Raw genomic sequence first — 19,468 nt, 5'->3', positions numbered from 1 at the left:
GTCTCCTGGTCAGCGGGGGTTGAGCAGGTCGGCGACCCGGACCGGTCGGCCGGTCTCGAAGGACCGGTTGGCCGCGAGGCCGGTGAGCAGGGCCAAGGCGCCGTCGTCGGCGGTCGCGGCGCGGTCGAGGGGGTCGGGTCGACCACCGAAGAGCACTCCGGTCATCCGGGCGTCCGCGCCGCCGTGGCCGTGTCGGCTGCGACCCTCGACGGGGATCTGCCGGGGCGGTTGCCAGAACGGGCGCAGGGTGAGGGTCGCACCACCACCCTCGGCCGGGGCTTCGGTGCCGTGCAGGGCGGCACCCTTGACCGCGCCGGCGGTGCCCCGGTCGACGAAGTCGCTCTCGGTGACCTCCAGTTCGAGCCGGCCCCGACTGCCGTTGACCATCACCCGGTAACCCTCCCAGGGGGCGTACGCGGTGAGGTGGTAGGTCATCGTGGCGCCGGTGGAGTAGCGGGCGAGCACTGCCATGTCGTCCTCGATGGTGACCCCGGCAGCGAAGACGTTGCGGTCGCGTTGGTAGCCGTCCTCGGCCTCGGCGTCGAGGTACAACTCGCGCAGCCGGGGGTGCGCGTCGAGTCGCAGCGCGAACGGGTCGTCGGCGGCGGCGGGGGAGCCGTACGCCCGGTCGTAGTCGCGGGCGTAGCCGTGCCGGCGGCCGTCCGCGCCGTAGAAGAAGAGCCGTCCGGCGGCGTACACCTCGACGGGAGTGGCGGCCAGCCACCAGTTGACCAGGTCGAAGTGGTGGCTGGCCTTGTGCACCATCAGCCCGCCGGAGGTGGCCTTGTCGCGGTGCCAGCGGCGGAAGTAGTCGGCGCCGTGACGCACGTCGAGCAGCCACTCGAAGTGCACCGAACCGATTTCGCCGACCGCGCCCTCGGCCAGCAGCCGGCGGACCTGTTCGTGCAGCGGGTTGTAGCGGTAGTTGAACGCGACGGTCACCCGACCACCGGTCTCGGTCACCGTGTCCAGGATGCGCCGGCAGCGCGGCACGTCCACTGTCATCGGCTTCTCGGTGACGACCTGCCGGCCCGCGCGCAACGCGGCCACCACGTACTCGTCGTGGGTGACGTCGACGCTGGTGACCAGGGCGACGTCGACGCGTTCGGAGTCCAGCATGGCGGTGAAGTCACCGGCCGGGTACGTGGGCACCGGACGGTGACCCAGCTCGGCCAACCAGCGGTTGTGCGCGTCCATCCGGGCCTGGTTGACGTCGGCGAAGGCGACCAGCTCGGCGGTGTCGGCGTGGTCGAGCACCAGGGCGCGGACGAACATCTCCGCTCGCGCGCCGGTGCCCACGACGGCGTACCGGACCCGGCCGTCGGCTCTCGGTGACATGCGGTCGCCTCTCCGGTGGTCCTGCAAAGGTTTGCAGTGAAGTAATCACGATCGATGTGATCGCGTCAACGGTGACGATGTAAACGGTGGTAAATGTCCTCGTTTGTGCGTCGGTAGGTCACCAAGGGGAGTCTGGATGCAACAAACCTGTAGCCATTCACCGTTGACACTGGCGCAACCGTTTGCATTAATGGGCCACACCCACGTGACCGCCACCACATCGGACGAAGGGGCCGCCGTGCCAGTCACCATCCGGGACGTCGCCCGGGCGTCCGGTGTGCACATCTCCACCGTGTCCCGCACCTTCTCGGCCCCGCACCTGGTCAACCCGGAGACCCGGGTCCGGGTGCTGGCCTGCGCGGAGGATCTGGGCTACCGGCCGAACCGGGCCGCGAGGTCGCTGATCACCGGGCGTACGCACAACATCGGGCTGATCATCGCGGACATCGCGAACCCGTTCTTTCCGCCGCTGATCAAGGCGGCGGAGAGTCAGGCCCGGCACCGCGACTACCACGTGTTCGTGGCGGACACCAACGAGGACCCCACCGCGGAGGAGGAACTGGTCCACGCCCTCGCGAAGCAGGTGGACGGGGTGCTGCTGTGCAGTCCACGGATGAGCAACAGCCTGATCGAGCAGCTCAGCCGTGAGGTGCCGCTGGTGGTCGTGAACCGCCAGGTGGCCGGCCTGCCCTGCGTGCTGATGGACGTCGGGCAGGGCGCCCGGACGGCGATCGAGCACCTGGTCGGCCTGGGGCACCGCAGCATCGCGCTGCTCGGTGGCCCGCGCAGCTCCTGGACCAACCGGGAGATGCGCCGGGCCGCAGGTGCAGCCGCCCGAGCGGGCGGCGCGGAGTTGACAGTGCTCGGCCCGAACGCGCCCACCGAGACCGGCGGATCCGCCGTCGCCGAGCAGGTGCGGCGCAGCGGCGTGTCGGCGGTGCTCGCCTACAACGACCTGATGGCGATCGGCCTCATCGAGGGGCTGGACGCGCTCGGGGTCCGGGTACCGCAGGAGGTGAGTGTCGTCGGGGTCGACGACATCGCCCTGAGCCGGCTCACCCGACCCAAACTGACGACGGTGGCCACACCCACCGGGGCCGCCGGCCGGACGGCCGTCGACATGCTGTTGCAACAGGACACCGAGTCACCGCGCGGCGCGCGAGGGCTGGGTGCCGGCGCGGCGCTCGGCGTCCGTCGTACCACCGCACAGGTAATGCTCCAGACCGACCTGGTCATCCGCGACTCGACCGGTCCGGGCCCGTACGCCCGACCGGCACGTCCCCTGGCCGCGCCGCAGGGCCCGGACCCGCATTGCCCTGCGGGCCCGGGCATCCCGACCGCGGCCACCGGTGACGCCGTCGCCTCCTAATGCCGAGGAGTGAGCGCACATGCACCCCGCAACGCCCCCCACCACTGACGCGCCCGTCGGGCGCGCTCACCGTACCGCGCTGCCTCGGCGGCGCCTGCTGCGTGGCCTGCTCGCCGTGACGGTCGCCGCACCGCTCATGTTCGGGGCTGCCGCCTGTGGCGGAGACGACGAGCCCGCCGCCGATCCGAACGCCCCGGTCAAGCTCTCCATCTTCTGGTGGGGCGGCGACGCCCGGGCCAAGCTGACCGAGGACGCGCTGGCCCTCTACACGGCCAAGCACCCGAACGTGACCTTCGAGAAGACCTGGCAGGCCAACCAGGGCTACTTCGACAAGTTGGCCACCCTCACCGCCGGTGGCAACCCGCCGGACCTGTTCCAGATCGACGACAACTACCTGGCCGAGTACGCGGCCCGCAACACCACACTGGACCTGACCTCGTACCAGAAGTCCGGCAAACTGGACACCTCCAAGTTCCCCGAGAGCCTCTGGCAGTACGGCGTTGTCGACGGCAAGCTCGCCGGCCTCGCCGCCGGCGAGAACACCCAGGGCCTGGTCTACAACAAGACGCTGCTGACCACTAACAACCTGCCCGAGCCGACGACCGGGATGACCTGGGAGCAGCACATCGCCTGGGCCGAGGAGGTGTCGAAGAAGACCGGCGTGCCCGGCACCCAAGACCCGAGCGCCGACTACAAGGCGCTCTGGGTGTGGCTGCGGCAGCAGGGCAAGGACCTCTACAAGGGCTCCGAGCTGGGCTTCACCGCCGAGGACGTGACCACGTGGTTCGACCTGTGGAAGGGCGCCCGGGACCGCAAGGCCACCCCGACCGCCGACGTCATCCACGAGGGCAACTCCAGCGACGTCACCAAGCAGCTGGTGGTCACCGGCAAGTCGGCGACCTCCTGGGTCTGGGCCAACCAGATGCCGGACCTGAAGAAGAACACCAAGGACGAGTTGGGCGTGATCGCCTACCCCGGTGACCCCAGCGCGCAGTGGGCCCGGGCCTCGATGTACTGGTCGGTGTTCAAGGGCAGCAGGAACAAGGACGTCGCGGTCGACGTGATCAACTTCCTGAACAACGACCTGGAGGCGGTCAAGCTGCTCGGCACCGACCGAGGTCTGCCGTCCAACCTGGACCTGCGCCGCGTGGTCAGCGACGACACCACCGACCCGGCCATGAAGCAGTCCATCGCCGTGGAAGCGGAGCTGACCCAGAAGTTCGGCGCGTCGCCACAGGTGCCGATCAAGGGACACAGCAAGGTCAAGTCGGAGCTGATCAAGGCCGCCGAGAACGCGCAGTACGGCCGGGCCACCCCCGCCGAGGCCGCCGCCCAATTCGTCGAGGCGTGCAAGTCCGCCATCGCCTGACCGCCGCACGGGGTTCTGTGTCGACGTCCCTGGCCGGCCTGCGGCGGGCCAGGAACTCCACCCAGACCCACCGCGAGGAGAGGAGCTGTTCGTGGCGTTGACCACGGCGCCCGACCCGACCCGACGCGGCCCCGGAACCGACCGGGCCCACACCGACAGGCGTGGGCCCGGCCGTCTCCGGCACAGCGAAGGCCTGGCCGGGTACGTCTTCCTGTCGCCGTGGCTCATCGGGCTGATGGGTGTCACGGCGATCCCCATGCTGTTGTCGCTCTACCTGAGCTTCACCAACTACGACATCCTCACCCCGTTCTCCGAGGTGGAGTGGGTGGGGCTGGCCAACTACGAACGGATGTTCACCGCCGACCCGTCGTACTGGCACGCGGTGCGGGTCACCCTGACCTTCGCGCTGGTCGCCGTGCCGCTGAAGCTCGCCGCCGCACTCGGCGTGGCCCTGCTGCTCAACCGCGCCTGGCGCGGGGTCGGGCTGTTCCGGGGCCTGTTCTACCTGCCGTCGTTGCTCGGCGGCAGCGTCGCGCTGGCCATCGTCTGGGTCAACATGTTCAACCGCGACGGCGCGTTCAACTCGCTGTTGAGCCTCTTCGGCATCACCGGCAAGCCGTGGGTCAACGACCCCGACTGGGCCCTGGAGACGCTGATGGTGCTGGCCATCTGGCAGTTCGGCGCGCCGATGGTGATCTTCCTGGCCGGGCTCAAGCAGGTGCCCACCGAACTCTACGAGGCCGCCTCGGTCGACGGGGCGGGCCGGTTCCGCCAGTTCCGCAACGTCACCCTGCCGATGCTCTCCCCGGTCATCTTCTTCAACCTGGTGCTGGAGACCATCAACGGGTTCCAGGGCTTCACCGCCGCGTTCGTGCTCAGTAACGGCACCGGCGGCCCGGTCGACTCCACCCTGATGTACACGCTGAACCTCTACATCACCGGCTTCACCGAACTCGACATGGGCTACGCCTCGGCGATGGCCTGGGTATTCCTGCTCGCCATCGCGGTGATCACCGCGATCTTCTTCAGCACCGGACGGTTCTGGGTGCACTACTCCGACGGGGAGGACCGGTGATGGTGGCGGTGACCCCGACGACCACAGCGCCGCCGAATGCGCGCCGGCGGCCCGGTGGCCGACCGGTGCTGCGGCTGCTGATCCTGGTGGCGATCGTCGCCGTGGTGCTCTACCCGTTGATCTGGATGATCGGGACCTCGGTGAAGTCGCAGGAGGAGATCGTCAACAACCTCGGGCTGCTGCCCGAGCGGTTCACCCCGGGCAACTACACCGCCGGGTGGTCCAACTTCGACGTCAGCTTCGGCCGGTTCTTCCTCAACAGCGCCATGGTCAGCCTGCTCACCGTGGTCGGCAACGGGCTGTCCTGCCTGCTGGCCGCGTACGCCTTCGCCCGGCTGCGGTTCCGGCTGCGCGGCATGTGGTTCGCCGTCATGATCGGTACGCTGCTGCTGCCCCAGCACGTCCTGATCGTGCCGCAGTACATCCTGTTCCGGACCCTCGGGCTGGTCGGCGGCGAGTGGCCGTACCTGCCGCTGCTCATCCCGCAGTTCCTGGCCACCGAGGCGTTCTTCGTCTTCCTGATGGTGCAGTTCATGCGCGGTGTGCCGCGGGAGTTGGACGAGGCGGCCCGGATCGACGGCGCCGGCCCGTTCGGCATCTTCCGGCACATCATCCTGCCGCTGAGCCGCCCGGCGCTGGTCACCACGGCGATCTTCTCGTTCATCTGGACCTGGAACGACTTCTTCCGGCAGCTGGTCTTCCTGTCCCAGTTGGAGGACTACACAGTGCCGGTCGCGCTGACCCTCTTCATCGACTCGACCAGCCAGAGTGCGGTCGGCCCGATGTTCGCCATGTCGGTGCTGTCGTTGTTGCCGGTCTTCCTGTTCTTCGTCGCCTTCCAGCGGATGCTCGTCGAGGGGATCAACACCAGTGGCATCAAGGGCTGAACCTGCCGACAGTGACGCCCGCCGGGACTGGCGCGACGTCGTCCGCGACGCCGCCGACCTCGCGCTGCTGGGCATCCTGCTGACCCTCGCCGCACTGCCGTTGCTCACCGCCGGCGCGGCCGTGGGCACGGCCAGCGCGGCCCTGCACGACTGGACGCGTACCGGCAGTTGGCCGTCCGCGCGGACCACAGTGCGCCGCTTCGGCCGCTCGGTGCTGCCCGGGGCGCCGGTCAGCCTGCTCGCGCTCGGCGTGGCCGGGCTGCTCGCCGCCGACCTCGCGGCCCTGGCCACCGGCCGGGTGCCCGGCGGCCCGGTGGCGCTGCTGGTGACGGCACTGGTCACGGCCGGCCTGGCCGGGTACGCCGGGCTGGTCGTCGTCGAGGTGGGCGGCAACGGGGGCGGGCGGTGGCGGGAGGCGGCCCGCTCCACCGCCCGTGCCTGCCTCGACGCACCTACCCGCTGGGCCGCGCCCACCGGGGTGGTCGCGTTGGCCGGGCTGCTCGCCGTCCTGGTCACCCCGGTCGCGGTGCCGATCCTCGCCGGATACACGCTGGCCGCCCTGCACGCCGTCACCAACCGCCAGCCGATCGCCGCGGCCGTCACCTCCCGCCGGGCAGACCGCGCCGGCGGCCGACCGGTCGCCGTCGACCCCGCCGGCCGCCGGTCGGTGCCGGCGCACGCGGAGTTGCCGTGAGCGGGGCACAAAAGCTGGTGCGGCTGCTGGTCGGCGGGGCCGAGGTGGCCCGGTACGTCATCGACCCGGCGCTGGACGCGCGGCACGGGCCCCGACCGTACCTGCACCCGGTGCGCACCCTCGGCGGCACTGTGGTCACCGACGCGCTCCCCGCCGACCACGTGTGGCACCTCGGCGCGTCCCTCGCGGTGCAGGACGTCGACGGCACCAACCTCTGGGGTGGACGCACCTACGTCCGCGACGTCGGCTACACCTGGCGGGACGACCATGGCGTCATCGCGCACACCGGCGAGGTCGAACGGTCCCCGGCCCGGTACGGGCACGACCTCGAGTGGCGCGACCGGGCCGGCGGGGTGCTGTTGACCGAACGGCGGTGGCTCAGCGCCTCGGTGGTCGGGTTGGACGCCTGGCGGCTCGACGTGGAGTCCGTCCTCGTCGCCCCGGACGACCGGGAGGTGCGGCTGGGCAGCCCGGCCACCAACGGCCGCCCGGGCGGGGCCGGCTACGGCGGGTTCTTCTGGCGGGCCGTCGCCGACGGCGAACCGGAGGTGTTCACCGCCGACGCGGCCGGGGAGGAGACGGTCAACGGCAGTGCGGCGCCGTGGCTCGCGCTGACCGGCGTGCGGTCCGGCGGTGGGGCGTACACCCTGGTCTTCGCGGGCCTCGGCCCTGACGACCGGTGGTTCGTGCGGACCGGGATGTACCCGGGTGTCTGTGTGGCGTTCGCGTTCGACCGGCCGGCGGTGGTGCCGGCCGGTGGGAGCCGGCACGGCCGGTACCGGGTGTGGGTGGCCGACGGGATCCTCGACCGGGGCCGGGTCGCGGCCCTGGTCGCGGCGGTGCGTGACAGTGCGGGCGGCCCCGGTCAGCGGGAGCGGTCGGTCAGCTCGCGGACGGCCAGCTGGTAGGCGGCCTGGGTGTGGTACGGCCAGTGTCCTTCGATCGGCGGTGGCACGGTGTCCGCCGGATCGATGGTCAGGCTGCGGGGGTCGCGCAGCCGGGTGTCGACGTCGACGCCGGGCGGTGGGCCGTCCGAGCCGGCAGGGAAGATCGGCCCGCCGATCGGGTCGGTGTCGCGCCACAGGTTGCGCCACCGCCAGTCGATCCGCGCGCCCAGGTCGTGCAGCGTCCGTGGCCCGAGATACGCCGGGTAGAGCCGCGCGTAGGTGCGTTGCAGCGGTGAGCCGTACGTCAGCAGCGAGACCCGGGCCAGCACGGCCGGCGGTAGTTGCAGGATGGTGGCCGCGGCGAGGACCGAGCCGTGGCTGTGCCCGGAAAGGACCACCGGCCGCCGCGCGGTGAGCCCGGTGACCCGTTTCGCCAGCTCCGGAACAGCGCGGGCGGCGTAGCAGGGCGGCGCGAACGGGTGGACCGTCCGGGGCCAGAACGTGCCGAGGTCCCAGAGCACCGCCACCACCCGCCGGGTCTGCGCCGACCGGTACGCCCGGAAACCGAGGATCATGAGGCAGATCACCAGCAGGCTGATCACCCAGACCCCGGCGTCGGTGACGTAGGCGGCGAACACGGCCGCCGCGCCGCCGTACCCGCCCAGGCGGTCCGCGAGCTGGGTGGGACCGATCCCGATCACGTCGAAGGCGACGGTGGCCAGCCCGAGCGACGCGATCACCAGGAACGCGATCAGCACCGGGCCGAGCTCCTCGGTGATCCGGGACCGGGCGATCGTCTCCTGGACCAGGCGCAGCCGGTGCGCGTCCGGCGCCGGCGCGTCGGGGTAGTCCCGTTCGATGATCCGCGCCGCCAGTCTCCGTCGCCGCCGGCGGGTCAGCAGGAGGGTCGCCGAGGTCACCGCCGCCCCGATCAGCAGCGCGGCGAGCCCGGCGAGCGCCGCCCACCAGTAGGACACCGGTGGTTCCAGCGGGCCGACGACCGGCGGGTTGGGTCGGATCGGGTCGGGGATGTCACCGCGGTCGAGGGCGTCCGCGACGCGGTAGACCAGGGTCGCGGTGAAGGCGGCGCCGACGCTCACCGCCGCCGCGGCCATGATCGGGGTGCCGAGCCCGTGAAGGACGGGGCGCTCGTCGTCGCGGGCGGCACGCTGCCGGGTGTACGTGACGACGGTGAGCACGACGAGCAGGACGCCCTGCGTGGCGACCATCCCGGCGGCGAGGCCCTCGTACCCGGGCAGCTGGCCCAGGCCCTCCGGTGCCGGGTCCGCGAGCGTGGCCGAGCCGAGGCAGCACACGGTCACCACCACGGTGACCGTCCAGAGGGGGTGCAGGAGCCGTCGGGCCCTCGCCGGCCCGGCCGGCACGGGCCGGGCGAGCAGGACCACCTCGACCGCGAGCAGCCCGACGGTGATCCCGAACAGCACGCGGTGACCGGGCGCACCCACCCCACCCGGTGCGATGCCGGCGAGCAGGGCGGCGTTCAGCGTCCCGACGCCGAGCATCACGTGGAGTTGGCGCAGCCAGCCGGTGGTCTGTTCGTCCTGCCAGAAGCCGGCGTCGGCGAGGTTCCCGGTCGGGCCGCCGGACCGGTGTGTCGCCGACGACGGGCCGAACCCCTCGAAGGCCCGCGCCGACCGGATGCCGATGGCCCAGACGACCCGCAGCGCCAGCAGGGGAACGACCGACAGCAGCGCCAGTCGGGGTCCGGTCGGGAGGGTGTGCAGCCAGGCCAGGTAGGGGCGGCTGGCCCGGCACCCGGGGTAGGGCACGCACTGCCAGCCGACCAGGTCCAGCGTGACGCCCACCGCCGCCAGCACGAACGTGGCAGTGAGGGTGCCGGCGAGCAACCGGCACAGCGCGCCGAGCAGCCCCCACCGGTCGTGCCCCGGCGGGCGGAGCCAGATCGCCAGGTTGCTCAGCATGAAGGGCAGCAGCAGCAACATCGACGCCGTCCGGACGGCCACGCCAGCGGTCAACGAACCCCAGCGGTACGCCTCGACGGCGACCCCGTCGGTGGCCCCGCCGGCGATACCGCTGCCCGGCCGGGGCCGGAAGAAGCCGGCGTGCCTGTCTCCGGCGACCCGGACCACGATCGGGTGGTCGAGGATCCGTTCGGCGGTGACCCCGGAGACACCGTGTACGCGCAGCTCGACCGCGTCGCGTCCCGGCGTTCTGTCCACGCCGTCAGGGTCACAGACAATCCCGTCGGGCACTGCCGATCCCGCAAACGTCAACGGGCCGGTAGGGCGGCGGTGACGCGGATCGCCTTGACGATCGCCGGGATCGAGCCGATCAGCAGCACCACCCCCCAGATGATCGCGATGATCGCGAAGACCAGCGCCGCCACGTCGTCGACGATGCTGACCAGGATCACCGGCACCAGGTTGTGCAGGAACTCCAGCACGACCGTGCACAGCAGGGTGGTCAGGATCAGCAGGACGAGGCCCTTGTTCTGCAGGAACCGCGGCTGGGCCAGCACCAGCAGCCCGGCCCACACGAGCTTGAGCAGCAGCACCAGCCCGAGTAACACCGCCGCTTCGCCGACCGGGAAGAACCCCCACAGAGCCAGGTACGCCAGGGTGCCGAACGGGACGGCCAGGAACAGCGACACCATGATCATTAGTTCCACGAACGCGACCAGCAGCGCGATCAGCCCCACGATGATCAGGATGATCGAGAAGATCAGGCTGGCGACGCCCTGCACCCGACCCTGGACCCGTTCGGGCAGCAGCAGGCCCAGGCAGAACAGCCCGGTGCTCCAGACCGCCACCGCGTCGATCAAGGCCAGGTAGCCGGTGCCCCGGCCGGACGGCTCGCTGACCCCGGACACGTCGTCGATCTGGACGTCCAACGCTCCGGCGCTGTCGGCCAGGGCCGCCCCGGCGTCGCCGCCGCCGATCAGCAGCCCGGCGCCCAACTCCACCCCGATCGCCAGGACGATGGCGAGCATGGCCAGCAGCAGGAACGGTTTACGCAGGTCACCCACGACAGCGCCTCCTCTCAATTCAGCACGCCACGACGGCGGGTCAGCACGCCACGACGGCGGGTCAGCACGCCACGACGGCGGGTCAGCACGCCACGACGGCGGGTCAGTACGCCACGACGGCAGGTCAGCACGCCACGACGACAGGTCAGGACGTCGCCACGACGACCGTGCAGGAACCGAGGCCGGGACAGCGCACGCCGATCTCGGTGGCGTCGTCGACGGCGATCTTCGCCACCGCCCCGGTGCCGTCGGCGGCCGGTTCGACCTCGTCACGGATGGTCAGGTCGGCGTCGCCCGGGGCCGGCGCGGTGACCGTGAACCGCGCCGCGCTGCGCAGCACCAGGGTGCGTAACCCGCCGGGATCGGCGACGCGCAGCTCGCAACTGCCCGAGAAGACCAGTCGGCCGGGCTCCTCGAAGCAGTCGGCGCTGACCGTCGCCGGGTCCACCGCGGCCTGCTCGCCGCCCAGCGCCCCCAACCGGTCGACCAGCCCGTGCCGGGCTCCCGGGTCACCCCGGTCGTCGCGGCCCGCCCCGATGGCGACCACGAACAGCGCCACCAGCAGGACGGCCAGCACTCCCAGCAGTGCCTTCTGCCGGCCGCTCATCGCGCGGCGGCCGGTGACACGACCTCGCTGAACCGGAGCACGTCGACGCCGGCGTAGTAGCGGTTGGTGCCCTGCGTCTTGCCGACCACCAGCAGGGTGACCTGATGCGGGCCCTTGGTGAGCTGGACCGTGCCGACGTCGAGGAACTCTGTCTTCAGCACACTCGGTGTGAAACCGAGGAACGTGCCCCCGACCTGGTTGCCGTCGATGGAGAAGACGGTGTTGGCGTAGTCGGTGGCGGTGGTCCGCACCGCGGCGAACCGCCACGTGCCGTCGGCCGGGATCTGCACCGTCATCGTGACCTTGTCGCCGATGGCCAGACCCCTGAAGAACAACTGGTTGCCGCCGGACCAGGTCAACTCGCAGCAGTCGGGTTGCGCCTCCACCGTCGCCCCGCTCTTCCTCGGTGACTCGACGGTCGCACCGTCGATGAGGCTCTCCGCCTCGACGGTGACCACGCGTGGCTCGCCGGGGCCCGAGTCGCGGGTCAGCAGGACGACTCCCACGGTCACCACCACCAACACCAACGCCGCCGCGGCGGCGATCCACAACCAGGGGGTACGCCGGGGCGGCGCGACCGCCCGCACCTCGTAGGTGACCCGACCGCTGGAACGGGAACTCTCCTCCGGGGCGGTGTTCGCCGAGTACGCGAACCCGGTCATGTCGTAGCGCCGAGGTGCGGTGCCGGCCGGCACGGCAAGTGTGACCAGGAACGACACCGAGCCCTGCCCGGGTACCACCCGTTGCGGCTCGGCGACGGTGAACCACGCCCGCTGCGAACCGTCACCGGGAGCCACGTCGAACACGACGGTGTCCGGCGCGTTGCCCGGGTTGGAGACGGTGAACGTCAGCTCGCCGCTGTTGCGGGGGTCGAGGGTGAACTGTTCGGCGGCGGCGACGACCGCCCACTCGGTGGTCATGACGACTCCTCTTCCAGGACGATCTCGACGGTGGTCGAGGCGGGCTTCTCCGCCTCGACGATGCGGGTGATCACGGCGAGCTGACCGGCGGCGGCCGCCGGCACCCGCACCACCACGTGGAACGGCTGCTCGGCGGGTTCGTCGATCGTGAAGCCCGACATTCCGGTGGCCAGTTCAAGAGCCCGGCGTATCCCGTACGGGGTGCCGCGCCACCGGGCCAGCAACGCGGCGTTGGCCACCAGGTCACGCAGCCGGCCCACCGGCAGCGGCAGCGGAGTGTCCGGCCGGGACGACGCCACCACGTGATCCATCGCCACCCAGCGGGTCAACCGCACGACCAGCCCGTCCGGCGCCCGGTACGGGTCGAACAGGGCGTCCACCTCGGCGAGGATCGCCTCGTCCGGGGCGTGCAGCGCCTCCATGACGTCCAGCAGCGTCCAGAGCACACTGCCGGGCACGCAGGCCCGCTGGTATGCGGCGGGCAGCAGCCGTTCAATCGCCGAGCGTCGCATCCTGGCGCACCACCTCGATGTCGTGCTCGCCGGAGCAGAGCAGCCAGGTATCCGGGACGGTCACCACGTCGGCGGTGGCCTGGTTGGCGCTGGGCGTCCAGTCGACCGCGGTGGCGCTGCGGTGGACGCCGCGGTCGCCGCCGGCCAGGATCAGCCGCTCCGACGCACCGGAACCACCGGCCGACGCACCGGAACCGCCGGCCGTCGTGCCGCCCGTGCCGCCGGCTGTCGTGGTGCCGGCCGTCGGGCCGCTCACCGCGATGGCGTCGACCGGCACGAACCGGGTCCGGTCCCGCAGCGGCAACCCGCAGTTGACCGACACCGACTGCCACTGCGGCTGCGCGGCCAGGGTGTCCAGCCGCAACACCCCGCCGCTCTGCGTGGCCGCCACCGCCAGCGACCCGGCGATCGCCAGGTCGCGGCAGGTGCCGCCGATCCACCCGGACTGCGTCGACTGCCACTTCACGTCGGACTCGAACAGCCGGGTGCGGTGACAGCCCTGGCCGGGCTTCTTCGGGTCCGGCTCGCCGGCCCCGCTCCACAGCAACGTGGCGGGGCCGTCGTACTGCACGGCGAGGACCCGGTTGTCCACGTTCGACAACCCGACGTGGGTGAAGCTGCCGGGCCGACCACCGGCGGTCGACAGGTACACCCCGAAGCTCGCCTGGGCGGCCACCGCGACACCGGGTGCGCCACGCTCCGAGACGAACGCGCGTACCGCGTAGAACCCCCGATCGGCGTCGGACGGGTCGACCAGGATCTGCAACGGCACCGCCCCGGGCAGCAGCGACACCTCGTACAGGCCGGTGTCGGTGGCGACCAGCAACGCGCCCGCGCCGTCACGGTCCAGCCAGGCCACGTCGGAGATCCGCGAGTCCAGGTCGGTGAGCAGCGACCACGTCTCGCCCAGGTCGGTGCTCAGGTGCACCCGGGAGCCGCCGGAGGCGCGTAGGGTCACCACGGCCACCGAGCCGGGACGCGCCACGATGCCCGGTCGTACCGGCGCGGGAGCGGGCGCCACCCGCAGCACCGTCTCGCCCTCGAAGCGGCCGGCCGGCTCCCATCCCGCGCCGGCGTTGCTGGAGCGGAACACCACCGGGCCGCGCCCGGCGTACCAGGTGCGCGGCTGGTACTGGTCCACGGCCAGGGCGCGGACCTCCGCGTCGGGGGCCTCGTCGACCACGAACCGGACCGACTCGACGTAGCGCACACCCGGCTCGGCGTGCTCCAGCAACCGGTACACGTTGGACGCCCGCAGTGGCTCCCCGAACGGCCAACCGGTCGGGTTCAGCGCGGTCGGCAGCGGACTCAACGTCTGGTGCAGCCGGTCGTGGATGCGGCTGCGGACGGCGTCCACGTCCTCCTCCCGGCGGACCACCACCCGGGCGCGTACCGACACCGCCTTGAACCGGGCCCACGTCGCCCGGGACCGGATGCCCACCATCCGGCGTTCCTCCAGGTCCGCCTCGACCCGGTGCCGCGCCTCCGGCACCTCGTGCTCACGGAGCACCGCCACCGGAAGCCGGCCGTTGGGGCGCGCGGTGGGCGGCACGTACGGGACCAGCACCACCTCGACCTCGCCCGGCCGGGCGAAGCTGTACACCGCCGCGCGGGTGAACGCCCGGGCTCTCGCCACCGCGCCGGAGCTGGTGGCGAGCACCTCGAAGTCGCGGGCGGTCACCGCCCGCTGCTGCGCGAAGAACTCGTACGGGCCGCGCAGCAGCACCGACTCCAGCGCCTCCATCTCGCGGCCACCGGCGGCCGGCGTGGGATTGTCCACCTTCACCCCGGGCAGGGGGTCGCGCAGGCTGGCCAGGGTGCCCGCCGCCACATTGCCGACGGGACCGCCACCGCACCGGTACCAGAGCCGGACCTGCCGCCCGGCCGGCGGCACGGCCGCAACCGTCACCGGCGTCGGGGCCGCCCCGGTCACCGGCGTCGGGGCGCCCGCCGGGGCCGGCGCGGCGGCGTCCGGCGGCGCGGCCGAGGGCCGCAGGTCCAGGGCCGGGGCGAAGGTGACGGTGCCCGAGCAGCGGTCCACCAGGTACGCCTTGGACTGCGGGCCGAGCCCGGCGAAGCTGTCCACCGGTTGCCAGATCTCGAACGTGCGGCCGTCGTGCTCGCGGGCCGCCGCGCCCAACTCCACGGTGCCGGCCGGCACCTCCACGCCGAGCAGCAGGTCCAGCGGTTCGGCGGTGTGCGCCAGCGGGGCGTGCGCGGCGCGTAGCACCTGACCCGGCTGGCCGGTGCCCACACCGAGCAGCTCCGCCTCGACCGTCTCGCAGTGGTGCATCCGTACCGTCACCGACGTCTCGTCGGCGGGCAGCAACGCCGGTTCGGTGGTGACGAACACGACCGGCCGGGGGTCCGCGCCGCGAGCCGCCGCGACCCGCAGGCCCGCCGGGATCCGGACCGCCACACGATCGGTGCCGGTACGGGTGAACCGGACGTCCGCCCAGGCGGCGGTCGGTGCGTGCCGGGAGACCCCGAGCAGGTTCAGGAACGAGACGTACGCCTTCTCCGGCAACTGGTTCAGCCGGTAGATCATCACCTCGGTCAGGTGCGCGAACGCCTCCACCAGCGCCATGCCGGGGTCGTGCGCCGACAGGTCGGTCCACGCCGGGCAGGACTGCCGGATCCGATCCCGGGCCTCGGTGACCAGGTCGAGGAAGCCGCGGTCGTCCAGGTGCGGCACGGGCAGTGTCATGAGGGTCCTCCCTGCACGGGCTCGTCGGCCGGGAGCAGGTCCACGGAGAAGACCAGCTGCCCGGGTGTCAGGCTGGCCCGCACCCGGTAGTCCAACCGGATCACCAGCCGCCACGCGTCGTCCGGGTCCGGCCCGGCGTCCACGTCGATCACCTCGACCCGGGGCTCCCACCGGGCGATGGCCTGCCGGACGTAGTGGATGGCCAGGCCGGCCGTGGTGTCGTCGTTGGGTGCGAAGACCAACCGGTGCAGCCGGGACCCGTACCCGGGTCGCATCAGCCGTTCGCCCGGCGTGGTCGACAAGAGCAGGAACAGCGCCTGCCGTACGCTCTCGTCGCCCTCGGTCATCGCCAGGCCGCCGGCGGCGGTGAGCGCCAACCCGCCGCTACGGCCGGCGTCGAAGCCGGCACCGACGAAGCGGAAGGCCCTCACCGGTCCGCTCCCAGGAACTGCTGGCGCGGGTCCCGCACGGTGTGCTTGACCAGCCCCGGCGGCGTGCCGTTGGTGAACCCCGACAGGTGCGAGAGCACCACCCGGTGCCCGTCGACGCGCACCCAGTCGCTGTAGCCGACCCGGACGGTCAGGGTCTTCGTGCACGGCTTGACGGTCGGGCCGTAGTTCGGACACGCGACGATGGAGCGTCCTTCCGGGTCGTCGTCCACCAGCACGGGCACGCCGGTGACGGTCACCCACTCCCGCGACGGCCGGTTCTCGACCCGGCCGTCGTGATCACAGGTGATCACCGAGTCCCTGTGGATCCAGCGCATCAGCCGCCTCCTTCGTGGTGGGCGCGGGCGAGGGAACGGGCCTGCTGGGCCGCCGTCGTCGCGTCCTCGGTCGACTCGGCGTGCAGGAAGTCCACGCTGCGAGCGCGTACCACCATCGCCCGGCCGGGTGCGGAGATCACCAGGTCGGACGCCGCGTGCAGGGTGGCCAGATCGGGGGTCAGTTCCAGGAAGCTGCCGCCCTCGGTGGCCAGTCGCAGGCTGCGGTTCACGTCGTCGACGACGATCGACTGACCGCCGGCGGTACGCATCGTCCAGCGCCGGGCCCGCCCGCCGTCGATGCCCGCGTCGTACGGCTCGACGGCGCCGAACAGCGAACCGAGCACGATGCCCGACGCCGGCTCGCCGCCGGGCAGCACCACCAGCACGGTGTCCTCCGGGTCGGGGAGCGCCACCAGGCCCTTGCCCCGTCCCGCGCCGGGGCAGAGGACGGCCAGCCAGCCGGCGTCCAGGCCCCCGTACGCCGGCAGGGTCAGCCGGACCCGGCCCAGCCCGTCCGGGTCACCGACGTCGGTGACCGTGCCCAGGGTGACCACCGCACCGCCGGCCTCGGTCGGAGGGGCGACCGGCGGCACGGTGGAGAACCGGGTCAGGTGCCCGTTGCCGTCCACTGTGTGCACCACCTCGGTCAGCACGTACGCCCCGGCGACCGGGTCGGGCACACCGCCCAGGTCGATCCGCCGGCCCGGCCGCAGCGCCGGATCGCCCTCGGCCACCCCCTCGGCCGTGACCAGCGCCGCCGCCCGGGTGTCCAGTCGGGCCTGGGCCAACGCCGCCAACTCGTCGTCGCTGCGGCCGGGCTGGTCCACGGCGGTACGCACCCCGCCGGCGCCCACGTCGGCCGGGTCCGGGCGGTCGTCGGCGGATCGGCCGCAGCGCGCCTCGTCGGCCTGCTGGCTGATCACCACGGCCCGCTGCGGGTGCCAGCCCAGGGCCACGCTCGCACCGCCGGCCTGGTCGGCGTTGGTGGACAGTCGCAGGGTGTGCACACCCGCGCCGAGGGTCAACGCGACCGGCTCCCCGTAACCGGCGAGGGTGACCAACCGGACCCCGTCACCGTCGGCAGCCAGGTGCAGCCCGGCCCGCCCGGCCACCTCCCGCAGCAACTCCAGGTCGCTGTGCCGGTGCTGCGACAACCGTTCCACCCGTGGCCCGTCGACGTCGGCGGTCACCGTCAACCCCACCTCGCCGCACAGCTCCCGCGCCAGTTCCACCGCGGTCACCGAGGTGAACACCCGCAACCCCTGCCGCTTACGCAGCCGGTGCAGCGGGTCGTACGCGCGCAGCCGCAGCAGCGCGGCACCGTCGGCGGCGTAGTCGACCTCCACCGCGGTGACCTCACCACCGAACAGGGCATCGGCATGATCGGCCAGCCGTACGTCGAGGGTCGTGCCGAGGCGGACCGCCGGGTCGAACGCGCCGGCCCCGACGGTGGTGGCGAGCACCAACTCGGCCTGGGTGGGCTGGTCGAGGCGTGCCGCCACGCGCAGCGAGCGGATCCGCTGACGGGCCGCGCCGGCCAACTCGACGCCGTCGAGCAGGACGGTCAACGCCCGGGGCGCCCCGCTCGTCACGGCGTACCCCCGGGGTTGGTGCCGGGGGCGGTGGAGCCCGACGGGCCCCAGGCGGCGGGTGCGGTGGCGGTCGACGCTCCGACGAACGACGCGCCGGCACCCACCGCGCCGGCCAGCGCCCGCGCGGCGCCCGTCACCGCACCCACCACCGTTGCGCCGCCGCTCGGGGCACCCGGTGGTGGGACCGCGAGGGTGGTGCCGGCCGGCACGGCGAGGGGATCGGTGATCCGGTTGTGTTCGGCCAGCAGGCGCCAGCGCAACGGTGAGCCGAGCGCGTCGTTGGCCAGCAGGTCGAAGCGCACGCCGCTACGGCCCGGTTCGGCCGCGCCGTCGCCGGCGGCGATCACCGCGCTGCCCGGTGCGGCGGCCGGGGTGCTCGCCGCGGCCAACTCCTCTTCGAAGCCGACCTCCGCCTGGTCGGCCGTCTCGGCGGCCCGGACCAGCTTCAGCCGCAGCCAGGAGCGTCGGGGCGACCCGGTGCCGGTGAACGCGTCGAACCGCTCCGCCACCGCGATGATCACGCCGGGTACGTTCCAGGTCTTTCCCCAGACCAACCGCACCAGCGGAGGGCGCAGCCAACCATGCTCGACGGCGGAGTTCTCCGCCAGCATCCACAGCGGACGGGTGAGCACCCGGACGTCGACCGGACGGACCTGCGCCTCCACGAAGTCGACGTCGAACAGCAGGTCGAGCACCAGTTCGGTCCGGCCGCCGCCGGTGAAGACCAGCGGGTCGTCCGCCAGCCCGGAGCCGGTGAGCTGCCCGCCGGCGGCACCCCGATGGCGTACGCCGGCGAGCCGGGTCACCTGCACGGTCTCCGGGTTGAGCAGGCAGTCCACCCGTTCCCCGGAGGAGTCGATGAGGAAGGCGACACGTTCCATCAGTCGCCCGCCTGTTCCCGGTCCAGTCGAACCAGGTGGGCGGCGTCCAGCACGTCACCCGGCACCGTCCACAGCGCGTTGTCGTCCGGTAGCGCCGGCCAGGGGTCGAACGCCGTCGCGTCGACCTGGGTGGGTGTGCCCTCCGGCCCTCGCCCGCCGCCCGGGTCGTGGTGCGCCGAGCCGACCCAGGCCACACCGACGGTCGTCGCGGCCGGACCGTCGCGGTGCCCGGTGTGCCGCCCAACTCGCTCGCCCACCTGCTGCCCCGACCGTGCCCGATCGTCCGTGAGGGCCGGCCACCGGTCGCCGTCAGCCGCCGTCACTGCGCCCTCGGCTGTCGCCGAACTGTGCGCGGAACTCGCCGGCCTCGGCGCTGACCCCCGGCCCGTGCTCGCCCCCCGGAGACCTGACCGCCCGTCGCGAGCCGCTGCCCGGCCCGGCCTCGCCCCGCCGACGTCGGCGGAGTCGGCTGTGGACCTTGGAAGGTAACTGCCCCTGGAGGGGCCGAATTCTTCCAAGATCTCGCTGGGGCTGGGGCTGGGGCTGGGGCTGGGGCTGGGGCGGGTGGTGGGGGTGGAGGGTGCGCGTGGACGCCAACTGTCCAGCGGCCAGCCCAGCGCACGTCGGTCCGCGTTCGAGGCGGGGGGCACCTCGACGGTCATCGCGCCGTCTGAGGCGTCGCTGCCGCCCCGGGCGCTGGTACCGCCGATCCCTGGGCTGCCGCAGCGGTCGGCCGCACTCGCCGTCTGCTCCGACCAACCGGTCCCGCCCATCCGGGGCAACCCGTCCGGCCTCGCGCCGTCGCTCACCACCTCCGGCCCGTCGACGCCGCACGCCGCGCCCACCATGCCGTCGCT

18 protein-coding genes are annotated in these 19,468 nt (G+C 72.6%); 6 read left to right on the top strand and 12 right to left on the bottom strand.

Going from position 1 to position 19,468, the window contains the following annotated elements:
- Window positions 1–9: 9 nt before the first annotated feature.
- Complete coding sequence (locus O7614_RS18695; RefSeq protein WP_278139747.1) at window positions 10–1,338, bottom strand: Gfo/Idh/MocA family oxidoreductase; 1,329 nt, start codon at window positions 1,336–1,338, stop codon at window positions 10–12.
- 238 nt (window positions 1,339–1,576) lie between these two features.
- Between O7614_RS18695 and O7614_RS18690 the strand changes: the two genes are divergently transcribed.
- The 6 genes from O7614_RS18690 (at window position 1,577) to O7614_RS18665 (ending at window position 7,640) form a co-directional block, all read left to right on the top strand.
- Complete coding sequence (locus tag O7614_RS18690) at window positions 1,577–2,707, top strand: LacI family DNA-binding transcriptional regulator (RefSeq protein WP_278139746.1); 1,131 nt, start codon at window positions 1,577–1,579, stop codon at window positions 2,705–2,707.
- A 19-nt stretch (window positions 2,708–2,726) separates the two neighbouring features.
- Window positions 2,727–4,076, top strand: a complete 1,350-nt coding sequence (locus tag O7614_RS18685) for an extracellular solute-binding protein (protein ID WP_278139745.1) — start codon at window positions 2,727–2,729, stop codon at window positions 4,074–4,076.
- A gap of 91 nt (window positions 4,077–4,167) precedes the next feature.
- A complete protein-coding gene (locus O7614_RS18680; RefSeq protein WP_278139744.1) occupies window positions 4,168–5,151 on the top strand; it encodes a sugar ABC transporter permease in 984 nt (327 codons plus the stop codon).
- Window positions 5,151–6,038 carry a carbohydrate ABC transporter permease gene (locus tag O7614_RS18675; protein WP_278139743.1) on the top strand — a complete coding sequence of 296 codons (888 nt, stop codon included), beginning with the start codon at window positions 5,151–5,153 and terminating at the stop codon, window positions 6,036–6,038. The genes O7614_RS18680 and O7614_RS18675 overlap by 1 nt, the downstream gene beginning before the upstream one ends.
- Window positions 6,022–6,732 (top strand): hypothetical protein, encoded by a 711-nt coding sequence (locus tag O7614_RS18670; RefSeq protein ID WP_278139742.1) that lies wholly within the window; start codon window positions 6,022–6,024, stop codon window positions 6,730–6,732. The genes O7614_RS18675 and O7614_RS18670 overlap by 17 nt, the downstream gene beginning before the upstream one ends.
- Window positions 6,729–7,640 carry a PmoA family protein gene (locus O7614_RS18665; protein ID WP_278139741.1) on the top strand — a complete coding sequence of 304 codons (912 nt, stop codon included), beginning with the start codon at window positions 6,729–6,731 and terminating at the stop codon, window positions 7,638–7,640. Before O7614_RS18670 ends, O7614_RS18665 begins: the two co-directional genes overlap by 4 nt.
- Here O7614_RS18665 and O7614_RS18660 read toward each other — a convergent pair.
- The 11 genes from O7614_RS18660 to O7614_RS18610 all read right to left on the bottom strand — a co-directional run bounded on the left by O7614_RS18660 (window position 7,598) and on the right by O7614_RS18610 (window position 18,868).
- A complete protein-coding gene (locus O7614_RS18660) occupies window positions 7,598–9,820 on the bottom strand; it encodes a hypothetical protein (RefSeq protein ID WP_278139740.1) in 2,223 nt (740 codons plus the stop codon). The genes O7614_RS18665 and O7614_RS18660 overlap by 43 nt on opposite strands.
- Before the next feature lie 50 nt (window positions 9,821–9,870).
- A complete protein-coding gene (locus O7614_RS18655; RefSeq protein ID WP_278139739.1) occupies window positions 9,871–10,626 on the bottom strand; it encodes a hypothetical protein in 756 nt (251 codons plus the stop codon).
- A gap of 145 nt (window positions 10,627–10,771) precedes the next feature.
- Window positions 10,772–11,233, bottom strand: coding sequence for a hypothetical protein (locus O7614_RS18650; protein ID WP_278139738.1), 462 nt, complete (start codon window positions 11,231–11,233; stop codon window positions 10,772–10,774).
- Window positions 11,230–12,153 (bottom strand): hypothetical protein, encoded by a 924-nt coding sequence (locus O7614_RS18645; RefSeq protein WP_278139737.1) that lies wholly within the window; start codon window positions 12,151–12,153, stop codon window positions 11,230–11,232. Before O7614_RS18645 ends, O7614_RS18650 begins: the two co-directional genes overlap by 4 nt.
- A complete protein-coding gene (locus O7614_RS18640; protein WP_278139736.1) occupies window positions 12,150–12,665 on the bottom strand; it encodes a phage tail protein in 516 nt (171 codons plus the stop codon). Before O7614_RS18640 ends, O7614_RS18645 begins: the two co-directional genes overlap by 4 nt.
- Complete coding sequence (locus O7614_RS18635) at window positions 12,646–15,372, bottom strand: putative baseplate assembly protein (protein WP_278139735.1); 2,727 nt, start codon at window positions 15,370–15,372, stop codon at window positions 12,646–12,648. Before O7614_RS18635 ends, O7614_RS18640 begins: the two co-directional genes overlap by 20 nt.
- On the bottom strand, window positions 15,369–15,803 hold the full coding sequence (locus tag O7614_RS18630) for a GPW/gp25 family protein (protein WP_278139734.1): 435 nt from the start codon (window positions 15,801–15,803) through the stop codon (window positions 15,369–15,371). Before O7614_RS18630 ends, O7614_RS18635 begins: the two co-directional genes overlap by 4 nt.
- Window positions 15,800–16,138, bottom strand: coding sequence for a hypothetical protein (locus O7614_RS18625; RefSeq protein WP_278139733.1), 339 nt, complete (start codon window positions 16,136–16,138; stop codon window positions 15,800–15,802). The genes O7614_RS18630 and O7614_RS18625 overlap by 4 nt, the downstream gene beginning before the upstream one ends.
- A complete protein-coding gene (locus O7614_RS18620; protein WP_278139731.1) occupies window positions 16,138–17,730 on the bottom strand; it encodes a contractile injection system protein, VgrG/Pvc8 family in 1,593 nt (530 codons plus the stop codon). The genes O7614_RS18625 and O7614_RS18620 overlap by 1 nt, the downstream gene beginning before the upstream one ends.
- The gene (locus tag O7614_RS18615; protein WP_278139729.1) at window positions 17,727–18,611 is read right to left on the bottom strand and encodes a hypothetical protein; all 885 of its coding nucleotides are present in this window, start codon (window positions 18,609–18,611) and stop codon (window positions 17,727–17,729) included. The genes O7614_RS18620 and O7614_RS18615 overlap by 4 nt, the downstream gene beginning before the upstream one ends.
- Entirely contained in the window at window positions 18,611–18,868 is a 258-nt protein-coding gene (locus tag O7614_RS18610) for a hypothetical protein (protein ID WP_278139728.1), read from the bottom strand. Before O7614_RS18610 ends, O7614_RS18615 begins: the two co-directional genes overlap by 1 nt.
- Between the last annotated feature and the right edge of the window lie 600 nt (window positions 18,869–19,468).

Origin of the sequence: Micromonospora sp. WMMD961 (genome assembly GCF_029626145.1) — a bacterium.
In the GTDB taxonomy this organism is placed as follows: domain Bacteria; phylum Actinomycetota; class Actinomycetes; order Mycobacteriales; family Micromonosporaceae; genus Micromonospora.
Note: the sequence above shows the minus strand (reverse complement) of the source record. Positions and strands in the feature narration are given on the sequence as shown.